17 protein-coding genes are annotated in these 21,503 nt (G+C 26.6%); 4 read left to right on the top strand and 13 right to left on the bottom strand.

Annotated elements, in window-relative coordinates; translation table 11 throughout:
* Window positions 1–239: 239 nt before the first annotated feature.
* The gene (locus AZI32_RS07060; protein ID WP_061995172.1) at window positions 240–3,491 is read right to left on the bottom strand and encodes a DEAD/DEAH box helicase; all 3,252 of its coding nucleotides are present in this window, start codon (window positions 3,489–3,491) and stop codon (window positions 240–242) included.
* A 168-nt stretch (window positions 3,492–3,659) separates the two neighbouring features.
* Window positions 3,660–4,172 carry a DUF5698 domain-containing protein gene (locus tag AZI32_RS07055; RefSeq protein ID WP_061995171.1) on the bottom strand — a complete coding sequence of 171 codons (513 nt, stop codon included), beginning with the start codon at window positions 4,170–4,172 and terminating at the stop codon, window positions 3,660–3,662.
* A gap of 295 nt (window positions 4,173–4,467) precedes the next feature.
* Between AZI32_RS07055 and AZI32_RS07050 the strand changes: the two genes are divergently transcribed.
* Both AZI32_RS07050 and AZI32_RS07045 read left to right on the top strand, forming a co-directional pair.
* Complete coding sequence (locus tag AZI32_RS07050; protein ID WP_061995170.1) at window positions 4,468–4,902, top strand: DUF2691 family protein; 435 nt, start codon at window positions 4,468–4,470, stop codon at window positions 4,900–4,902.
* 117 nt (window positions 4,903–5,019) lie between these two features.
* Window positions 5,020–5,871 carry a hypothetical protein gene (locus AZI32_RS07045; RefSeq protein WP_061995169.1) on the top strand — a complete coding sequence of 284 codons (852 nt, stop codon included), beginning with the start codon at window positions 5,020–5,022 and terminating at the stop codon, window positions 5,869–5,871.
* 46 nt (window positions 5,872–5,917) lie between these two features.
* Here AZI32_RS07045 and AZI32_RS07040 read toward each other — a convergent pair whose 3' ends face one another.
* Window positions 5,918–7,870, bottom strand: coding sequence for a YgiQ family radical SAM protein (locus AZI32_RS07040; protein ID WP_061995168.1), 1,953 nt, complete (start codon window positions 7,868–7,870; stop codon window positions 5,918–5,920).
* Between the two features lie 512 nt (window positions 7,871–8,382).
* Here AZI32_RS07040 and AZI32_RS07035 point away from each other — a divergent pair.
* Window positions 8,383–9,111, top strand: a complete 729-nt coding sequence (locus AZI32_RS07035) for a trimeric intracellular cation channel family protein (RefSeq protein WP_061995167.1) — start codon at window positions 8,383–8,385, stop codon at window positions 9,109–9,111.
* Window positions 9,112–9,223: 112 nt separating this feature from the next.
* Here AZI32_RS07035 and AZI32_RS07030 read toward each other — a convergent pair whose 3' ends face one another.
* The 4 genes from AZI32_RS07030 to AZI32_RS07015 all read right to left on the bottom strand — a co-directional run bounded on the left by AZI32_RS07030 (window position 9,224) and on the right by AZI32_RS07015 (window position 15,274).
* Entirely contained in the window at window positions 9,224–10,435 is a 1,212-nt protein-coding gene (locus tag AZI32_RS07030) for a cytochrome c biogenesis protein/redoxin (RefSeq protein ID WP_061995166.1), read from the bottom strand.
* A 268-nt stretch (window positions 10,436–10,703) separates the two neighbouring features.
* Window positions 10,704–11,453, bottom strand: coding sequence for a M15 family metallopeptidase (locus tag AZI32_RS07025; protein ID WP_061995165.1), 750 nt, complete (start codon window positions 11,451–11,453; stop codon window positions 10,704–10,706).
* A gap of 130 nt (window positions 11,454–11,583) precedes the next feature.
* Window positions 11,584–13,344, bottom strand: coding sequence for a methyl-accepting chemotaxis protein (locus tag AZI32_RS07020; protein ID WP_061995164.1), 1,761 nt, complete (start codon window positions 13,342–13,344; stop codon window positions 11,584–11,586).
* A 229-nt stretch (window positions 13,345–13,573) separates the two neighbouring features.
* Entirely contained in the window at window positions 13,574–15,274 is a 1,701-nt protein-coding gene (locus tag AZI32_RS07015; RefSeq protein ID WP_061995226.1) for an FAD-dependent oxidoreductase, read from the bottom strand.
* Window positions 15,275–15,495: 221 nt separating this feature from the next.
* Between AZI32_RS07015 and AZI32_RS07010 the strand changes: the two genes are divergently transcribed.
* Window positions 15,496–15,765, top strand: coding sequence for a DUF1294 domain-containing protein (locus AZI32_RS07010; protein ID WP_061995163.1), 270 nt, complete (start codon window positions 15,496–15,498; stop codon window positions 15,763–15,765).
* Between the two features lie 350 nt (window positions 15,766–16,115).
* Here the strand turns inward: AZI32_RS07010 and AZI32_RS07005 are convergent, their stop codons facing one another.
* The 6 genes from AZI32_RS07005 to AZI32_RS06985 all read right to left on the bottom strand — a co-directional run bounded on the left by AZI32_RS07005 (window position 16,116) and on the right by AZI32_RS06985 (window position 21,321).
* A complete protein-coding gene (locus AZI32_RS07005; RefSeq protein ID WP_010296045.1) occupies window positions 16,116–16,787 on the bottom strand; it encodes a manganese catalase family protein in 672 nt (223 codons plus the stop codon).
* Window positions 16,788–16,908: 121 nt separating this feature from the next.
* Entirely contained in the window at window positions 16,909–17,568 is a 660-nt protein-coding gene (locus AZI32_RS07000; RefSeq protein WP_242865270.1) for a peptidylprolyl isomerase, read from the bottom strand.
* Between the two features lie 351 nt (window positions 17,569–17,919).
* Window positions 17,920–18,063 (bottom strand): hypothetical protein, encoded by a 144-nt coding sequence (locus AZI32_RS18340; protein WP_157450857.1) that lies wholly within the window; start codon window positions 18,061–18,063, stop codon window positions 17,920–17,922.
* A gap of 173 nt (window positions 18,064–18,236) precedes the next feature.
* Window positions 18,237–18,452, bottom strand: a complete 216-nt coding sequence (locus AZI32_RS06995) for a heavy metal-associated domain-containing protein (RefSeq protein WP_061995162.1) — start codon at window positions 18,450–18,452, stop codon at window positions 18,237–18,239.
* 56 nt (window positions 18,453–18,508) lie between these two features.
* Window positions 18,509–20,956, bottom strand: a complete 2,448-nt coding sequence (locus AZI32_RS06990; protein ID WP_061995161.1) for a heavy metal translocating P-type ATPase — start codon at window positions 20,954–20,956, stop codon at window positions 18,509–18,511.
* Between the two features lie 101 nt (window positions 20,957–21,057).
* Window positions 21,058–21,321, bottom strand: coding sequence for a metal-sensing transcriptional repressor (locus AZI32_RS06985; RefSeq protein WP_010296053.1), 264 nt, complete (start codon window positions 21,319–21,321; stop codon window positions 21,058–21,060).
* Window positions 21,322–21,503 lie beyond the last annotated feature (182 nt).

Here is a 21,503-nt window from a genome sequence, read left to right as displayed (position 1 = left end):
GTTACTCAAACAATGTAAATGATATCATGAATAGTTTTTTTTTCAATCTTGTCCACCTGTCTAAAAACATGGTTGGGAGCATTTGTATTGGTATTCTACTGGAAATATCTATTTTGCTCCATAAATCTACCATAATAGCTTTTAAAAAGCAAAAACATTTTTTATATAATAAAAAAATGATGATATTTAAGTATTTATATAAAATACTTAAATATCATCACTAATATATATTTCATAAACTAATTCAACTCAAATAATGACAACAATTCTTCTTCACTTAACGACAATAAATCATTTCCTTTTTCATTTTCATTGTCCATTATTTGTGAAATTAACTTTCTTTTTTCATCTTGAAGCTGTACAATTTTTTCCTCAATAGTTCCCTCAGCTATTAACTTTATTACTTGAACAACATTTTTTTGACCTATTCTATGTGCTCTATCCGTTGCTTGATCTTCAACTGCTGGGTTCCACCAAGGATCAAAATGAATTACTATATCTGCAGATGTAAGGTTAAGTCCTGTACCACCAGCTTTTAGACTTATTAAAAATATAGAGTTATCTCCATTATTGAAATCTCCAACCATCTCCATTCGTTTTTCAGCTTTTACACTGCCATCTAAGTAACTAAAAGACATATCTTCCGTTTCCAATCTCTTTTGTATGTTCTTCAGTGCTGATGTAAACTGAGAAAATACTAAAACCTTGTGTCCACCCTCTATACTTTGCTGTAGCAATTCTACTAAAGCCTCTATTTTCCCGCTTCCATATGTATAATCTTTAGATACTAACGATGGATCCAGACATATTTGTCTAAGCTTTGTTATGTAAGCTAAAATTTCTATTTTACTGCTTCTAAACTCATCATTTTTAACCTTATTTTCTATTAATTCTACTGCATGATTAGCATAAGTTTTATATACACTCTTTTGTTTATCATTTAAAGACACCAACAGTTTCTTTTCAAGTTTATTAGGCAGTTCTTTTACAACATCTTTTTTCTTTCTTCTTAGTATAAAAGGTGCTATAAGTTTATTTAATTCTTCTAAAACTTCTGGTCCCTCTTTTAGTCTTTTATGATATCTTACTGAAAATTTATTCTCATCATAAAGATAAGTAGGCATAATAAAATCAAATATTGACCATAGTTCCATAAGTGAATTTTCAATAGGCGTTCCTGATAATGCAAATTTTATGTCACCATTTATATCTTTTACTGCTTTTGCATTTTGAGAATTAGGATTTTTTATATATTGTGCCTCATCTAATATTACAGTATGAAAAGACTGCTTTTTATAAAACTCTAAATCTATTTTTAAAAGATTGTATGTGGTTATTATCACATCAAAATTTTCTTTCTTTTTTATAATTTCTTCTCTTGACTTCTTATCTCCATTTATCACTACTATTTTTATAGATGGTGCAAATTTTGAAAATTCTTCTTTCCAGTTATAAATTAGAGATGTAGGCACTATCACTAAAGATTTTTTACCTTTATTAGAAAGAATATAGGTAATGACCTGAAGAGTTTTTCCAAGTCCCATTTCATCAGCTAATATACCTCCAAACCCCAAGTATTCCAATGTCTTCAAATAGTTATATCCTATTCTTTGATATGGTCTTAAAGTTGCATTTAATTCTTTCGGTTCTTTAAAACTTAATTTTTCTATATTTTTAAATTTATCTTTAATTTCCTTAAGCTCATTTTTACCTTTTACATATCTAATACTATTTTCTTTTAAATAATTATCTAAGAACATAGCTTTACTATTGCTAATTTTCACAATATTATTTTCTATATTATCTTCATATGATACAATATCTAATAAATTTAAAAACTTTTTGAGTTCTAATTCTTCCAAATCTAAAAATTCTCCACTCTTAAGTTTATAATATTTAAGATTTTCTTTAAAAGCTCTTAATATAGATATTGTTTCTTCCGTCGGAATGTCTCCAACTTTAAAATCTATTTCAAAATAATTGTGTTTTCCTGAATGTATTTGACCTTTAATACCTTTAGAACCTATAGACTTTATACCTTTAAAATTTTGAGAATAATAAATTTCTCCAAAATCCTCCAATTGCCATATATCTTCTTTAAAAAATTTAAATTTATAATCATCACCATATAATAGATAAAATTTTTCTTTAATTTCATCAAAACCTAAAGACTTTAATTTTGATATAACCCTTAGTTCCTTTTTCTTCTCTCTATATATAACTTTTTCACTAATGTCTTGAAAAATATTAAATTCAAATTCGCCATATTGAACTTTCAAATTTAAAACTACATCTTTACCTTCCATATCAAAGTAAAATTTAAATTTTACATCTTCCATTATAATTTTATCCTTTATAGATTTACTTAATGTTAGTTTTTGTGAGATTAAATTTAAATCTGGTATTAATTTTCTAAGTATCCTATCTTCCTCTTCCTTGCTTATAGCCACCGACTTAGCTCCATTAAAAACATTTAAGTAACGTTCTATTTTATAACAATTTTCATAATCTGGTAAGTATATTATTGTTCCAAAAAGAAAAACATCACACTTATCATTTAATACTGTTGGTACACCTGATATGCAACTTAAAATATATTCATTACTTTTTTTAATGTCCTTTAATCCAAACTCCATAGATGGAAAATCATTAACTATTTCTGTTTCTACTGCTCTGTAGAAAAAACCTTCATTTAAATAAACTCTATGATTTTTAACTCGTTGAAAAAACTCTCTTATTAAATGATTTGGTATTTTTATAAATTTACCATCTATATTTTTATTATATTTTCTATTAAAAGAATTTGAGTTATCCATAACTTTTAATAACTCTATAAAATCTAAAAGTCTTTTATCTTTTGTACTCAACTTTTGACTTTTTATATCTAAAGTAAAATTTTTGCCGTATCTTATAGCAATTTTATTATAGTAAGCTGTTAAAAATTGTTCTATATCCTTTAAAGTATATAATCCCTTATTACCATTAGCCTTTAACCCTATTTTAAATTCTGCAGTAATAAGATTATCCCATTCTCTTTTATTTATATACACATCTAATCTTAATTCTTCTTTATCACTATCCTCTAAAAGTGAATCTAATATACTATTTTCTTTTTTAAAAACTACATTAGATTTTACATCATTTTTAAAAAGCAACGGATTAGCTACAAGTGAATCTAGGGATTTATAAAATGTAGCTATTAGATGTTTACAGCAATAGTTATCATTTGAAAACTCTTTCTTTTCATAATCTGGACAAGTACAATAAGTTGATATAACCAACTTAGTTTCTGTATCTATCTCTATATTTGTATCATAATCACTAAATAGCTTTTCTGAGATGACATTACCTTTTATACACACTAAATGTTCATCTGATTCAATATCTAATTTTGATACTAAATCATTGTTAAATATTCTTTCACCACTTATATGATTTTTACCACTTGTGTTTTCATTAAATCTTTGTAATAAAATATCCTTACTTAACATAATTTCTCCTAACCTAAAAATAAAGTCTATCTTTTAATTATAACATAAAGCTGTAATTGTTATAGTACTTATAATCTGTATAATTTTAAATCTTTATACTTTAAGTAAAATATTCTTATGTATATTAAAAAATAGAAGTATAACGAATTATACTCCTATCTTCTATAATTATTTTCTAACCATCCCATAACCACCATATACAGTTTTTATATCAGTTACGGAAATAACCGATTTAATTTCTGTTTCTTCTATAAGCTTCATAATTTCTAGCTTTCTCTTTCTTTTTAAGTGGATTAGAAGTACTAATTTTTTGCTACTTCTTCCTTCTCCTTCAATTGAGGTTACCCCAACTTCTGCATCCCTTAAAGTATTTATAAGTTTTTCTCCATCCTCTTGTGCTACGATAACATTCATAGTTATCATTCCTATTGCTAATTTATCTTCAATAATAGATCCTACGTAATTACCACAGGCATAGCCTAAAGCATATACAATTATTTTTATAGGATCTTCTTGTATTCCATTTAATACGTTTCCAACTACTAGCAACCAAATTATAACCTCAAAAAAACCTATTGTTGCTGCATATAATTTTTCTCCTCTAGTTATAAGTACAGTCCTTACAGTAGTAAAAGATACTTCAATTATTTTGCATACAAATATGAATAAATACATCCACATATGACGTCACCTCTTCACTTATAATTTTAAATAACCCTTAAATTAATTAAACCATATTATTAACTATAAAAAATACTTTTTTTTAATTCTTAACTAAATATTAAGAAGTTTACTAAAACTATTTTTATACATTATATCATTTTATTCTTTCATGTAAATATTCGTAATTTTATTACGATAATTTATATATTATATAAATTCCAAGATGGCATTTTTTTATCAAGTGAAAATTTTTCATGTAAATAAGCAAACTATAAGCTTACTTTACATTATCTGCAAAATCTAAAATTGGAGAGTGATCAACATAAATACACCAATTGGCATAAGATTTAAAATTCCATTAGATTATGATGAATTACTCATTTATATACTAGAAACTTTAGATTGCAAACGGCTTATTTGGGTTATTGATACTTGGTTTGAAATTATAAATGATAAAATCGATAAACCTAAAAAAAATAAACCTACCTCCTTTGAACTATTTAACTTTATCTCTAGTTCTATAGATGAAAATAAATATTTAGATTTAAAAGCATATCTAAAAGAATCTGATATTTATGATATTAAAAGTTTTGATGATTTTTTAATTAGTAATTGTAGATTCATGCTTTTTATATATGATTTTGAATATGTTTACTTATATTTTAAAAATAATAATTCTCTTAATATAGTGCGGAATGCAGTCCACTCTTTCACAAATGAAAATGTTGAAATTATATGTACAAATTAAAAATTATATAAAGTATCTTGTAAATGTTTCTCGTTTTTATTTACATAATATGTAAATAACTTTATACTATACTTATATCGTATTTTATATATTAATTGATATAAGGGGGACGTTTAAATGAATTTTACTATTTTAAAATATGCACTGTCTATGACAATGTACTTTGCAGTTTTAATATGTATAGTAGAACTTATGAGAAAACATTGTAAACTAGCTAATATGGTTTGGATTTGTTCTCTTTTAACTTTTCCACTTTGGATTATGGGTGGAGTTTCAGGATGGTTTCGTTGGGCAAAAATTTTAAGTGTTATATTACCAACAATAATAGTAGGCTTTTGTAGAATTTCAAATTTTGAAGAACGCGAAGGGAAGTTTTGGGGGTTTTTTCAGAAAAATTGGATTCTTTGGTTTACCTATGGAATATTATTTTTAAATATATTAGAGGCTACCCTTAAAGATATCGCTCTGGGTAATTATGCCAATGCATGTTGTGGTTTTTTACTATGTGTAACAATTCCATTTGCGCCTAAATATTGGAAGTATGATAAACAAGGTGTTGGAGATTTAATTTGTTACACAACAATTGGATGGAATTTTTTATATACTACCTGGAATCTTTGTTTTGTTTTTGGTGAAAGCCCTAATTATTTTGCCAGCTCAATATGTATACTTCTTGCAGCGGAATTATATCCATTTATAAAAAGAAAACCAGAATTATATATTATGGCAAGAGTTTACACATTAGCAACTCATATGATTCTTCGCTCATGCTTCGGCCCAATGTTTATAACGCTTATGGATGCATCTTCTTGGTATAATGAAACCCTTTGGAAGTATTGGGGAATATTAAATCTTATACTTATAATTCCATACCTATTTTGGTATATGTGGCAACTTCATACTGGAAGTGCAAACCATACCTTTATAAAAAAAGACTCTTATTTACACTCTAAATTTTCAAGAATGTAATTATTATAAAAGCTACACTTTAATATAGTGTAGCTTTTTACATTTTTCATTGTCTTCTTTTCTTTCCAGCCTTTTTTTTATTTTTAATAACACCTGTCTCTTTTTTACTTTTTTTATTATCTTTATTAAAATTTTTATTCTTATCACTTTTTTTACTACAATTATTTTTATCTTTACTATAATATTGTGATTGTTTTTTATTTTTAGGTTTTATCAAACATTTTTCTTCAAATCCTATAAGATCTGTTCTATTTTCAATGTTTAAGGCTTCATATACTAAATCATATTTTTTAGGGTTTCTAAATTGAAGTAATGCTCTTTGCATAGCTTTTTCTGCCTTGCTTTTAGGAACGTAAACTTCTTTCATTGTTCTTGGATCTAATCCCGTATAAAACATCGTTGTTGATAAAGTTCCTGGTGTAGGATAAAAGTCTTGCACTTGTTCTGGTTGATATTTAATATCTCTTAAATATTCTGCAAGCTCTATAGCTGATTTCAGTGTGCTTCCTGGGTGACTAGACATTAAATATGGTACTATATACTGTTTTTTACCAACTTTTTTAGTTATTTTATAAAACTTATCCATAAATTCACTATATGTTTTTCCTGCTGGTTTTTGCATATATTTTAAAACTTCACCACAAGTATGCTCTGGCGCAACTTTCAATTGACCACTAACATGATGTTCTACAAGTTCATTAAAGAAAATATCATTTTTATCTGCCATTATATAATCATATCTTAATCCTGAACGTATAAACACTTTTTTTATTTTAGGTATTTCTCTAACTTTTTGTATAACCTGTAAATATTCACTATGATCTGCATCTAAATTTTTGCATGGTCTTGGATATAAGCATTGCTTATTTTTACATGCACCTATTTTAAGTTGATTTTCACAGGCAGGTTTTCTAAAATTTGCTGTAGGTCCACCTACATCATGTATATATCCTTTAAAGTTTTTAAGTTTTGTAATTTCTTCTGCCTCTTTTATTATAGATTCTTCACTTCTACTTTGTACAATTCTTCCTTGATGAAAAGTTATAGCACAAAATGAACAGCTTCCAAAACATCCTCTTGAACTAACAATACTAAATTGAACTTCTTCTATAGCGTCTATGCCCCCATCTTTTTCATATATAGGATGATACGTTCTTTTATAAGGCAAGTTATATACTTTATCTAGTTGCTCTCTTGTTAATGGCATTTCTGGTTTGTTCTGTACTAAATATTTACTTCCATGTCTTTGTATTATAACATTTCCTCTAATTGGGTCTTGTTCGTCGTATTGAACCTTAAATGCTCTGGCATATTGGATTTTATCCTGTGAAACCTCCTTATAAGAAGGAATCTCTATGTAATCAGAATAGACTTCCTCTAAATCGTCTACAACATAGCAAGTTCCATTTACGTCCCTTATGTATTTTGCCTCCATTCCAAGGTTTAATCTATCTGCAATATCGACAATTTGTTTTTCACTCATTCCATACGCTAATAAATCAGCTCCACTATCTATAAGCATAGATTTTCTTACTTTGTCACTCCAATAATCATAATGAGCAAATCTTCTTAAACTAGCTTCTACACCACCAATAACTATTTGAACATCTTTATAAGCTTCTCTTATTTTATTGCAATAAACAATAGTAGCCCTATCTGGTCTTAACCCCATCTTACCGCCTGGTGAATAGAAATCTTTTTCTCTTAACTTTTTATTTACTGTATAATGATTAACCATAGAATCCATATTACCTGCATTTACTAAAAATCCTAATCTTGGTCGTCCTAATTTTTTAAATTCATCTATGTTTTTCCAATCCGGTTGAGCTATAATCCCAACTTTATATCCTGAATTCTCTAAAACCCTTGAAATTATAGCAGTTCCGAAGCTATGATGGTCTATGTATGCATCTCCCGTAACTAAAATAAAATCTAACTGTTTCCATCCTCTTTCTTCCATATCCTTTTTACAAATAGGTAAAAATTTATTATTTGTCATTAAATCACCTGCTAATTTATTATTTATAACATACTCTATTATTTAATTTACTTTGTTATTTTACATTCTAACTTAGTATAATGCAAACATTTTATAGAACTTTAAATAGTAAACCAAATTAAAATTCAGTTTTATAATCATTTAATTTAAGTCTCAATTTTTTATTTGTATGTTTATTTGTATTTTTTATAAATTCATATAATATTATATTATTTTTCAATAATATTACTATAAATATACTTTATATACTATAATTCATTTGTAGTTTATTTAAGTAATGAGATTTTAAATGAAAGATTTACATAATTTTATTGATTAGTTTGCTCAAATTCGTAGAAATGTTTTTGTAAATATTAAAAATTTGAAAGATGGAGGAAAGATTACCTTATATAAAAATAGAGACAGCAGACATCGGTCAATTAAATATTAGAATTAAAGCATTTATAAAAATGTTATAATTATTTTTTATTTAAAAATTTAATTTATGCTATTTATTTTAAGGAGATTTTACTATGTTTTTATTAAATATTTTTGAATTTATAGGCACTGTTGTTTTTGCTATCTCTGGAACTCTTATTGCAATACAAAAAAAACTAGATTTATTCGGCATTCTAACTCTATCTATAGTAACTGCTGTAGGTGGTGGAATTTTTAGAGACATAATTATTGGAACTACTCCACCTATGGCTTTTAAAAATCCATTTTTTTGCTTTATAAGTATATTAACATCAATAATAACTATTTCTTTATACTCTTTCATATCAAAATTTACATATAAAAAAGCTTTACAAGAATATGAAATTGATATCTTTGATAAAGATTATAATAGTGAAAATATCAAACATAGAATAAGTTTTTTAAGAAAGAGAACTGCTATTTTAAAGAAATTCAATGCTATTTTTGATGCTATAGGCCTTGGTATTTTTACTGCTGTTGGTTCAAACATAGCTATTTCAAATAAATTTTCTAATTTATTCTTAGTAATTTGTATGGGATCTATAACTGGAATAGGTGGTGGTATATTAAGAGATATATTTGTACAGGATATACCAGTAGTATTTAAAAAAGAAATTTATGCTATAGCCTCTATTTTAGGCGCTTTTGCCTTTTGGTTCTTATATAAGCATATATCAATTATACATTGCTTATATATTTCTGCTTTTGTAACATTTTCTTTTAGAATATTGTCTTTGCATTTCAATTGGAATTTGCCTAAATTAACAATAGAAATTTTAAAATAAAGCTCTAAAAATAAGTTATCTCAAAATAAAAATGAAATAACTTATTTTTTAATTTCATCTATTAATATTATTTGTTTTCACTACATCTTCTATAGTTCTTTTCAGAATTAATCTATTTTTTCGAGCTATCTATAAGATATTTCATAGTGTCTTTATCCATTGCACCTGGAATATATTTATCTATCTTACCATTTTTATCAATTATAAAAGTTGATGGAAAAGCATTTATTCCATACTGATATAATAAATTCCCATTATTATCGAAAACAACTGGAAATGTATATCCTTCCTTGTTTAAAAATTCTATTATATCTTCTTTAGATCCTTCTGAGCCTATTTCAGGTGAAGCAACACCTAGTATTATAACTTCATCGCCATTTTTATTGTATTCATTATATAATTCTTCAATATGAGGCATCTCCCCTTTACACGGAGGACACCAAGTAGCCCAAAAATTTAAGAAAACAGTTTTTCCTTTATAATCGCTAAGTTTATGTTCTTTTCCATATTGATCATATAAAATAAAATCTATAGCACTACTGCTATCTTCTGTAACATTCTCTTTTTCTACTTGGCTATCACTATTCTCATTATTTTCTTTTACTATTTCAGAGTTTTCTACATTATTTATTTGATTATTTATTCCGCCGAAACCATTAATTACCATAAATATACCGGCTCCTATAAGAATTAAGCCCCCTATTTTCTTTATAATATCCATGTATAGTTTTATTTTATCTAGTGTTTCAAATAACTTATTATAAAATAATGCTGTAATTATAAATGGTAATATAAAACCTATAGTATATGTAGCTATTAAAATATTTCCTTTTAGCATGCTACTAGAACTTGAGGCTATTATTAATACAGAAGCTAGTATTGGTCCAACACAAGGTGTCCATCCAAAACTAAAGGTAAAACCTAAAAGATATGCAGATATAGCTTTCATTTCTTTTACTTCCATATTATATCTTTTTTCTTTATTTAATAAAGAAAAATTTAGTATCCCCATATAGAATAATCCCATTATAATTATAATAATTCCACCTATAAACATTATCATATTTTTATTTGTGTTAAAAAAACTACTTAATGCATTTACTGATGAACCTAATATAAAAAATGTAGTTGATATTCCTAAAGTAAAAAATATTGTATTTTTAAATAAAGAGCTCTTTATAAATTTATCTTCTCCATTTTTCAAACTTTGCACACTACTATTGGATAATATACTTAAATAAATAGGTAATATGGGCAATATACATGGTGAAAAGAATGATAATAAACCTTGTAAAAAAACAATTAATAAGTTTAAATTTTCCATTTGAAGCCTCCTATATATTTTTTTAATATCATTTAACTTGCATATTTCCACCAATATACCAATATATTTGAATATATTGGTATATGTATTTTTTCCATTATATCAGTATTTTAATAATAGTACAATTATAATTTATATTATTGTTTACTAAGTTCTTTTTTTTATTACCCTAAATCATCTACTATGCAAATTACACATAAAAATAATCCACTTATGATAAACAGTTTTATTATTTTATCTGTCTATCACAATGGATTATATAGAACTTTTAATTAGCTTCATAACAACTCTCTTTTTCTTCTACATATTCCTCTAATGTTATATTCTTATCAAACATTTCTTTTGCCACATCTTCTCCTACATATCTTATATGCCATGGCTCATACTCATAACCAGTAATATTTTCCTTATCCCTAGGATACCTAATTATAAAACCATATTTATAACTATTTTCTGTAATCCATTTATATGATTTAGTGTACTGAAAACCTTCATCTAATGTGGTATACTCTTCTGAAAGTATATCTATTGCCAATCCTGTTTGATGTCCACTTTCACCAGGTTTAGCTACTGCCCTGTCTGCTTCTTTCTTTCCAACAGACTTGACTTCATTATCGTAAAGAAGCTTTTGATAATAATAATCTCTGTAACCAGAAACCCCTAAAAGATATATTCCATCATCTTCAGCATAACTAAACATTTTCTCTAATGCTAAAGCCGCTGTCTTATCTAATAATTTTACATTTTCATTTGAACCTTTTAAAAATTTTATATTAGGCTTTACAAGCTCTTTTGGAATAAAATTTTTGTCTAATGAATAGTCTCTATTTACAATAAGAATTTTATGTTTTCTGTTATTTATAGAAGCTATAGATATATTTTTATATACATCATTTGCACTACTATCTTCTTTTTCTTTTATAAAATGTGATAACCCATTATTCTTTAATTCAACTGTAAATACTGCAATTAATATCATTAGTAATGAGATTATAATTTTTTTATTATTTCTATTCATACACACCCCCTGTTTCTCTAACTATATATAAATACTACACAGGTGATGTTTTTTCCTTTTTTTACCATGAATTAATTATATTCTATAAAAATACAAAGAAAATTCTTATGTTAACTTTTAATATTAAGTTCTAGTCAAGAGTAAATTTTTCTATCATGCCAACCATATCATTAGATATAGAATTTAACACTTCTGCTAAATTAGATAAATTAATTATAGTCGATGATTGTTGCTCAATTGATTGAGATACTTCTTCCATAGAAGATGCAAGCTCTTCTGAAGTGGATGTTACATATTCAATATTATTTAAAATTCCATCTTTCATTTTCACAGAATTATTAGTAAGAGCAGCTATTTCTTTAATTTCAGGTATTATAGTATTCATTTTATTAACTATATCTTTAAATATATTTATATTTTTTAAAATTCCTTCATGTTGATTTGAAAATTCCATAGAAATATTATTAGCTCTTTTCCCAACAGAACTAGTAGCCTTTGATATTTCTCCAATCAATTGAGTTATATTCTCCGATGACTCTAAAGTTTGCCCTGCAAGCTTTTTAATTTCCTCTGCAACTATTTTAAACCCTCTACCTTCTCCACTATATCTAGCTGATTCTATGGATGCATTCAATGACAGCAAATTAGTTTGTCTTGCTACATTATTAATTGTTTTGGTAATTGAACTTATATTATTAATATTGTTAGTAAGATTTGTTATTTCATCTATAAAACCTTTAAAGTTAAAAGTTAAATCATCTATACTTAGTATTACTTCACTTATTCCTTGGGACCCTCTGTCTGCAAATGATTTAATTTCATTACTATTATTTTCTATTGAATTTATTTTTTTATTTATTCCATTTAAATTAAGTGAAAACTCCTTAATTTTACCTGTGGCTTCTATTAAATTTTCACTTTGAACATTACTGGATTCTGCAATTGTATTTACTGAACTTGATATTTCTTCACTTACAGCTGCTATTTCTTTAGAAGACATATTCACTTCTTTTGAATAACCTTCTAAATTCTCCGATACATTTCTTATTTTCCATATAATATTTTTCAATGATATATTTGTTCCATCAATATCTTTGGCCAAAGCTAATATCTCATCCTTAGATTTTATATCAATTACCTTTGTTAAATCTCCATTTGACATATTTCTTAAATAATCTCTTATCTTTAGTAGTGGCTTGGTTATACTAGATGATATTATCAAGGCTATTACTATTGATACAAAAAATACTATTATACTAATTAAAATTGTAATATAGATTCTTTCTTTTACTCCTCTAAACATTTTACTATTATCCATTTTTACTACCACTAAACCAGGTATATCCAAATTAATACTAGCCGAGCTTATAACCTCCTCTTTTGCTTTAACACTAGCTGATGCTATAACATCTGATTTATCCTTATTATGTAAGCCATTAATTTTTGTATTATATAATGGAACTACTGAAAAATATTCATTTTTACCATTAAACTTCAACTTAAAGCTTGCTGGTTTATTTTCATCAATTAATTTATCTATATTATCATTGTTAAAATTAATACCTATCTTACTTTCATCTGTATTAGCAATATAATTAAAATTTTTATCTAGAACTCCAATATAAGAAGCTAATTCATACTGTGATTTTAATAGATCAATTATTTTAAGCTGAATTCTTTCTGGACTTTCTATACCAATTGGTGATATAACCTTTTCTATATGCTCTGCATAAGCATAGCTTTTATCTAATGATTGTTCTTCAAATTCTTTGTATCCATTAACAAATTCAACCGTTAAAAAAACAATCAAATTTATAATTATTACAGATAAAAACCCTAATATTATTTTCTTTTTAACTGAGTTTAAATTAAACATTCCTTTTAAATTCATAAAAATCCCTCCCCATAATATATTAGCATAATATTCATTAATTGAAAATAATTATCAAAAGATTTTTGATTTCATTTTCCATTAATTATTTCCTAATAATTATTATCGTAGATTTTGTTATAAAAATAATACTATTTTTATATAATTTTTATTATAAATTTTAAGGACAGTATATAGATTTATATATAACTAATCTACATACTGTCCTTTTAAAAGATAAAATTAAATCTTACATTATAAATTTGCAGTACTGTGCTATTTCATTTGCAGCTTTCATGCCACTACTTAAGGCGCCTTGACACCAAGCATGTAATACAGAAGTGTGTTCCCCTGCAAAATATACTCTATTATCATACTCTGGTGTTATCATAGGGTATGAAAAAAGTCTATGTTGCGATGGCATAAAATAGCAATACCCTCCATAAAATCCTTGTTCTCTTTCCCATTGTATTATTTTCACATCTTCAACTACAGAATCAAGATACCCTCTTTTAAGCCCATGCACTTGCTCAACTTGTCTTTTTACTGACTCAATTTTTGTTTTTTCATCTAAATTACCCAATCTTAATGCATCTTGTCCTACAATATAAGATGCTAGCAAAACACCTTTATCATTAGATTTGTTTTTTTTCTTATTATGGCAATCATTATTATCAATCTTACTATTATATCTCTGATCTACATACCATACCTTTCCTATAGGTAAATCAGTACTTGATGCTCCTCCATATATATCATCTTCTTCCCAAAATCTTTTATTACAAAGGAAAAATACCTTCTGAGCACACATATAATTCACTTCTTTAATAGCCTGCATTTTTTCATTACTGAACATAGGGAATAATTCTACATTTCTAAGACTTGAAAATGGAATACTACAAATAACAAAATCAAAAGTTTGATTAAATCTTTCCTGTGATTTATTATGTTGCTTATATTCTACTATTACTTTATCATCTTTATTATGTTTAGATAATGCTACAACAGTGCTACCAGTCTTTAAAGTAACCTTTCCTAAATTTTTTTCTTTAATATTAAAAACTTCTCTAGGCTTTTTAGACATCAATGATTTATAAAATGAATTTGAAAGATTTACAAAACCTCCATCTATTTTATACCTGTATAAATTTTCCACATTATATTCTTCTTGTAATGGTTCAAAATAACTATTATAATATGCCATACCTATAAAGGGCTCTAATCCTGAAATTAACTCTATAGCACCTTCACTTAACCCCAATTTTTCCATCATTTTTCTTGTACTAAAATTATCTAAGTAGTCAATTTCTAAAGGATATTCTTGCTGTACTTTTAAAATTTCTTTTCTTACCTCTGGACTCATATTTAATAGTGGTGTTGTTAATACATAACTTATAAGTTTTTGCCATGGAGTAACTCTTTCTTTTGGAGTCAACTTAAATTCTGGATAAATTTTTTTCATTACATCTTTTCCTAACAAATCATTTTTTGCTCGTTTATGCCTTATATATATATAAGTATTTTCATCTGATTGAATAAAAGGACTTGTTTTTAAATCAAATGTATTTATATAATGCCATGTAGTCTCATGGCTAACAGGTATTCTCATAGCACCTAGTTCAGCATATAGCCCTTCATCTTTATCAAAATAATGAGTATATATTCTACCACCTATGCGTTTTTCTTGCATTTCAAATATAGTAATATCAAATCCTAGTTTTCTAAGCTCAAAAGCAGATGATAAACCAGCAAGACCTGCACCTATTATACCAACTTTAATTCCTTTACAACTTCCTTCTGGAAGTATTGTTGTAATATCTCTTGGAGGCGACATCATCTCTATAATGTTTTCCAAATCCTCTGGTCTATTTAAAACTTCTAAAGCTCTTTTTAACATTTTATATCTCTCTTCATTACTAGGGTTATTAGGTTGCATATAACTTTCTTCCATATACAATATAAATACAGCTCCTTTTCCTTTCTATAATAAACATATTATTCAAATCAACAGAAAATGAGTATATTTATTATTTTTATGATTTCTATTATTATTTTTTAATATATTTTTATAAAAAGTTAAAAAGCTTTTCATTCTGATATTTTATGATGTACTATATAATATATAAATCAAAATTTTAGGTTAGAATCCTATATATAATTTAGGAGGTTTTTATGACTAATATATTTATATTTTATCTAATTACCATGAACATACTTGGATTCTTATTAATGTATATAGATAAAATTAAAGCTAAAAAACATAAATGGCGTATTAAAGAAAATACTTTACTCTTCATTGCAATTTTAGGTGGTGCATTAGGTTCTCTTATAAGTATGTATACATTTAGACACAAGACTAAACATGCAAAGTTTACCTTAGGAATTCCTTTAATATTAATAATTCAAATTATATTTTTATACTATACAATATACAAAATATAAATTTAATAATCACTCCTTTTACCTAATATATAGGGAAACAAGCTCCAATTTAAATTTATTCAATAACTTTAAAATATTTTCACACAAGATACAGTGTTGAATTTTAAGTGATTCGGAGCATGTCTCACTATTTTAGGCATCAAAGTTTTGGAATGGATAATTTTAAAAGTCAACTTGGAATCCTATAACTATTCAAAAGTAAATTTTAAATCTCACCCATACTTCAATTGCTGAAAAATACTCCTTTTCCAAAGAAATTATAATATTTTCTATGAATCTTTTTTATAAATTTAAAGAACACTTATTCATCACTGAACAAGTGTTCTTTAAAAATATTTACGTATATATTTTTATTTTCTTGGATTTTCAAATGAAGGTGGAGTTGGGTTAGGCGCCTCATGAGAAGGTCCTGGATTAGATAAATTAAAGTATAGTTTAGAATCCTCAGTAACTCCGAAATCTTTATTGGAACCAGTATTTTGCACTTTATTTAACGCTTCTCTAAATAATGCATTATGTGCTTCTTCTCTATTAAGTAAGAAATCAATGGTTGCCCTAACTTCTTTATCATCAATTTGGCGATATAAATATTCATATACAACTTTTGCTCTTTGCTCAGATGCTATATTCGATAATAGGTCTGCAACTAAATCACCTGTTACAGTTACATAATCAGCAGTCCATGGTGCGCCTGATGAATTAATTAATACTGGTGATAAGCCACATTGGACATGTGTTTGAATTTCTCCACTATTAACTTCGTTAATGTTTACATCATGACCATTTAATAAATTTATAGTTTGAGCTACCATTTCCATATGACTAAGCTCTTCTGCAGCTATATCTAAAAATAAATCTTTTATTTCTGGATCTTTGATTCTAAAACTTTGAGCCATATATTGCATTGCTGCTTTAAGTTCACCGTTGCCTCCACCTAATTGTTCTTGCATTAAAACTGCATATTGAGGATTAGGTCTTTCAACTTTCACCTCATGTAGTAATTGTTTTTTGTGTTCAAACATGAACAGCACCTCCAAATAATAAATTTCAGATTTATTATTTGCTACTACATATTTTATATACCTATATAAATATTAAATAAAAAACAGGATTCTAAGTAAAATTAGAAATCCTGTTTTTATTCTATTGAGCTACTTTTTCTGGTTCATTATATTGCACTCCAAAAGTATCTACTGTTATCTTTTTAATTTTAATTTCTTTTACTGGTTTATCATTTTTATCTGTCTCTACATTTGCTATTTTATCCACAACTTCAAGACCCTCTACTACTTTACCAAAAGCAGCATATTGATCATCTAAATGTGGTGCAACTTCATGCATTATAAAAAATTGAGAACCAGCTGAATCAGGATCCTGTGCTCTTGCCATGGATAACACACCTTTTTCATGTTTTAACACATTCTGCTCAAATCCATTCTCTTTAAATTCGCCTTTAATAGTATATCCTGGGCCACCAGTTCCATCACCTTGTGGATCCCCACCTTGAATCATAAATCCTTTTATAACTCTATGAAATATTAAACCATCATAAAAATTAGAATTAGCTAATGATATAAAATTTCTAACAGTATTTGGTGCTAAATCAGGATATAATTCTGCCTTTATAACAGAACCATCCTCTAACTCTATTTGGGCAATTGGATTTTTTCCATTTTCTCCCTTTTCACTTTTAACTACAGTCGGAACTTCCTCTTTGTCCTCTTCTTTTTTAGTACATCCAGAAAGTACAACTGTAACCCCAATTATAATTAATAATATTAGTGCTATGTATTTTTTGCTCATAAAAATCTCCTTTCTTGAGTTTTGATTAAATTTTACCATATTTATAAATGAAGTAAAATATTTATATTTAATCTAAATTAAAATAAAGATAATTTATTACTTAGAAAGTATTTTATTTGCTTAAAATCTTAATAATTTAATAATATCTAATGTTTATTACAAAGCTGTGACGACTGTAAAATATCTTTACTCATACATATTAAATTAAGTAATACATAAAATCCCTTAACTTCATAAAATATAATTTTCAACTTTTCAATCTATTATTTCTGTCATATATATTTACTTAAAACATAAAACCATGGATTGTATCAAAGCAATATATTCTATGCTTAAACCCATGGTTTATTCTTAATTATTATTTTTTTCTAAAGACCATTTTAAAATTTCTTCATATTTAGGATATTCACTTGTTGCTACCTTGTTAAAAGTATCATAGTCATAATCATATAATATTTCTATATCTTCTTTTTCTTTAGTATAAATTTTTCTCATTCCTTTCTTTAAACATATATAATTATATTATCAACATATAAATCAAACTTTATGTATTATACTTCAATTTTAAAATTTAGTCCAAAAATTATATAATTTCATTACTTATAAAAACTTTTAAAAAGTAAAAGGGTATTTAAAATTTAAGAAAATACCCTTTTACTTTTTATTTATTAAATTCTTTCAAAGTTTACAGCTTCATATCCATATTCATCTAATGCACTTTTTATTATATTTTCACCAATTTCTTTATTGCATTCTATTATAGCACTTTTACCTTCTAAATTGACTTCTACTGAAGTTACTCCTTCTAATTCGCTTAAACATTCATTTACATGTTTAACACAGTGCATACAACTCATTCCATTTATTTTGATTTTCATTTTCATAATTTTTTCTCCTTTAATTATAATTTATATAAAGTTTTATAGTTTTAAACTTTAATTTACTCCTTGAAATTTTTAAGTCTTAATGCATTTAAAAGCACTGAAACTGAACTAAAACTCATAGCTAAAGCTGCAATCATAGGATTCAAAAGTGGACCTTTAAAAATATGAAGTACACCCATAGCTATTGGTAATCCTAATGTATTGTACCCAAATGCCCAAAATAAATTTTCTTTAATATTTTTTATTGTTTTATCACTTAATTTAATAGCTAGAGGAACATCTATAAGATCACTTTTCATTAAAACTACATCTGCTGATTCAATTGCTACATCTGTTCCTGATCCAATTGCTATTCCTATATCAGCCTTAGCAAGTGCTGGGGCATCATTTATTCCATCTCCAACCATAGCAGTTTTCTTTCCCTTATTTTGAAATTCTTCAATAACTGAAGCTTTTTCATTAGGAAGAACATCTGAAACTACAACATCTATACCAACTTCTTTAGCTATTGCACTAGCCGTTATTTTATTATCCCCTGTAAGCATTGCTACTTCTATACCCATAGAATGTAACTTTTCTATAGCTTCTTTACTACTTTTTTTAACAGTATCTGCAACAGCTATAATTCCTTTTAATTCACTATTTATTGCAATAAACATAGGCGTTTTACCTTGCTGTGCTAACCTTTTATAATCATCATTAAAATCCTCTATATCTATATTATTTGAAATCATAAGTTTATCATTACCAAGTAAAACATTATTATTTTCTATTTCACAATCAATCCCTTTGCCTTGTATAGCTTTGAACTTATCAATAGTCTTAAATTCTAACTTTTCCTCTTTAGCCTTTAAAACTATAGCTTCTCCTAATGGATGTTCTGATCCCTTTTCCGCTGATGCTGCAATTGATAATAAGTTCTCATCACTAATGTTTTTACTGATTATGTCTGTAACTTTAGGCTTACCTTCAGTTATTGTTCCTGTTTTATCAAAAACTACAGTTTCTATTTTATGAGTTTCTTCTAATGCAGTTCCATTCTTAAAGAGAACTCCCATTTCAGCTCCCTTTCCTGTACCAACCATAATAGCTGTTGGAGTAGCTAATCCTAAAGCACATGGACAAGCTATTACAAGAACGGAAGTAAATATAGTAAGTGCAAATACAAAATCCTTTTCATATATATACCAACCTATAGAAGATATTAATGCAAGTATTATTACAGTAGGTACAAAATATCCAGAAACTACATCTGCAAGCCTTGCTATCGGTGCCTTCGACCCTTGTGCCTCTTCTACTAACTTAATTATTTGAGCAAGAGCTGTATCACTACCAACCTTAGTTGCTTTATATTTAATATGACCATTTTTATTTATGCTAGCGCCAATAACATTACTTCCTTTAGCTTTTTCAACTGGTATGCTTTCTCCAGTTAACATACTTTCATCTATAGAAGTTGTTCCATAAACGACAATTCCATCTACAGGAAGTTTTTCACCTGGTTTTACAACTACTATATCAGAAACTTCAACATCATCTATTGGAATTACAATTTCTTTTCCATCCCTCTCAATTGTTGCTGTTTTAGGTGTAAGTCCCATAAGTTTTTTTATAGCTTCTGATGTTTTTCCTTTTGTTTTTGATTCTAAATATTTTCCAAGAGTAATTAAAGTTAATATTGTTGCTGCTGATTCGAAATATAATTTTTCATGAACAGCATGTACGTTTCCATTATAAATTTCAATCATTGCATATATACTATACAAATAAGATGCTAAAGAGCCAATTGATATAAGTGAATCCATATTAGGATTCCCTTTAATTAATGACTTAAATCCAACTATAAAAAACTTATTCCCTATAATTATTACTAATGTTGTTAATATAAATTGTATTAAAGCAAAATTAAAGGGATTTCCCATAGGATTTATTATGCTAGGTAACTTCAATCCAAACATAGACCCCATTGATATTATAAGTAACGGTATTGTTATTACTGCAGATGCTACTAACCTATTAAAAAGATTCTTACTGTCTTTTTCTTTTCTTTCTTTGTCTTTGTCTTTGTCTATAGAATCATTTTCTGCACTTATTACTAAATATCCAGCTTTTTTTATAGATTCTTTTATTTTAGATATATGAACTTTATCTTTTTCAAATTCTACTGTCAATCTTTCATTTGCTAAATTCACATTAGCATCAACTACCCCATCTAATCTTTTTACTGTTCTTTCAACAGCTTTGGAACAAGCAGCACAGGTCATACCTCCAATTTTTACTGTTTTAATTACAGTATCTAACTTTGCCTTATAACCACCTTTTTCTATAGCATCTATTATAGTTTCTAACATAACTTTTTCTTTATCAAAAGTTATGTTTAATTTTTCTGTTGCCAAATTTACATTTGAACTTTCAACGCCGTCAAGTTTTCTTGTTATTCTCTCAACTGCTTTTGAGCAAGCTGCACAGGTCATTCCCTCTATCTTAATGTTTTTATTATCCATAACCCTCTCCCTTCGCAATATAGCGTTTTAAAATTAAACTTTAGCTTTAGTAAACTATTTATATCTTTTTATAATCTAAATATTAATGCTTTGTATTGCAACTATTTAGCTAACTTTTCAATAATCATCATAACTTCTTCTAATTTTGTATCTAAGTCACCTTCACAACAAGAATTTTTCACACAATGAGTAAGATGTTGCTTTATTATCTCTGAATTAGCTTTCTTTAATAAAGACTGAGATGCGATTATTTGATTAGATATATCAATACAATATCTTTCATCTTCAATCATTCTTATAATTCCTTCTATTTGCCCTTTAGCAATTTTTAAATACTTTACAGCATTTTTCTTTTCTTGATTCATAAAACTACTCCTTTCCACCCCACCCCGGGGGGGTATGAATTTAATATAATACTTTTATTTTATTTTGTCAATACTATAGGGTTCCAAGTTCAGAATTAAAATTATACTAGGTAATTTTTAGCATAAGCTAACGAAAAAAGTTTATTTTTATTTGAATTTAATTCGTCAAAAATAAGTTTAGT

Source organism: Clostridium sp. ATCC 25772, from assembly GCF_001573875.1.
Taxonomy (GTDB): Bacteria; Bacillota; Clostridia; order Clostridiales; family Clostridiaceae; genus Clostridium_J; species Clostridium_J senegalense.
This window is presented reverse-complemented; position numbering and strand designations above follow the sequence as displayed.

Excerpts from the sequence above, each read along its gene's own strand:
- AZI32_RS06985 (WP_010296053.1), bottom strand. The coding sequence starts at position 21,321 with ATGAATCAAGAAAAGAAAAATGCTGTAAAGTATTTAAAAATTGCTAAA.
- AZI32_RS07040 (WP_061995168.1), bottom strand. The coding sequence starts at position 7,870 with ATGACAAATAATAAATTTTTACCTATTTGTAAAAAGGATATGGAAGAA.
- AZI32_RS06995 (WP_061995162.1), bottom strand. The coding sequence starts at position 18,452 with ATGAAAATGAAAATCAAAATAAATGGAATGAGTTGTATGCACTGTGTT.
- AZI32_RS07055 (WP_061995171.1), bottom strand. The coding sequence starts at position 4,172 with ATGTGGATGTATTTATTCATATTTGTATGCAAAATAATTGAAGTATCT.
- AZI32_RS07015 (WP_061995226.1), bottom strand. The coding sequence starts at position 15,274 with ATGGAAGAAAGTTATATGCAACCTAATAACCCTAGTAATGAAGAGAGA.
- AZI32_RS07000 (WP_242865270.1), bottom strand. The coding sequence starts at position 17,568 with ATGAGCAAAAAATACATAGCACTAATATTATTAATTATAATTGGGGTT.
- AZI32_RS07010 (WP_061995163.1), top strand. The coding sequence starts at position 15,496 with ATGACTAATATATTTATATTTTATCTAATTACCATGAACATACTTGGA.
- AZI32_RS06990 (WP_061995161.1), bottom strand. The coding sequence starts at position 20,956 with ATGGATAATAAAAACATTAAGATAGAGGGAATGACCTGTGCAGCTTGC.
- AZI32_RS18340 (WP_157450857.1), bottom strand. The coding sequence starts at position 18,063 with ATGAGAAAAATTTATACTAAAGAAAAAGAAGATATAGAAATATTATAT.
- AZI32_RS07045 (WP_061995169.1), top strand. The coding sequence starts at position 5,020 with ATGAATTTTACTATTTTAAAATATGCACTGTCTATGACAATGTACTTT.
- AZI32_RS07025 (WP_061995165.1), bottom strand. The coding sequence starts at position 11,453 with ATGAATAGAAATAATAAAAAAATTATAATCTCATTACTAATGATATTA.
- AZI32_RS07030 (WP_061995166.1), bottom strand. The coding sequence starts at position 10,435 with ATGGAAAATTTAAACTTATTAATTGTTTTTTTACAAGGTTTATTATCA.
- AZI32_RS07020 (WP_061995164.1), bottom strand. The coding sequence starts at position 13,344 with ATGAATTTAAAAGGAATGTTTAATTTAAACTCAGTTAAAAAGAAAATA.
- AZI32_RS07035 (WP_061995167.1), top strand. The coding sequence starts at position 8,383 with ATGTTTTTATTAAATATTTTTGAATTTATAGGCACTGTTGTTTTTGCT.
- AZI32_RS07005 (WP_010296045.1), bottom strand. The coding sequence starts at position 16,787 with ATGTTTGAACACAAAAAACAATTACTACATGAGGTGAAAGTTGAAAGA.
- AZI32_RS07060 (WP_061995172.1), bottom strand. The coding sequence starts at position 3,491 with ATGTTAAGTAAGGATATTTTATTACAAAGATTTAATGAAAACACAAGT.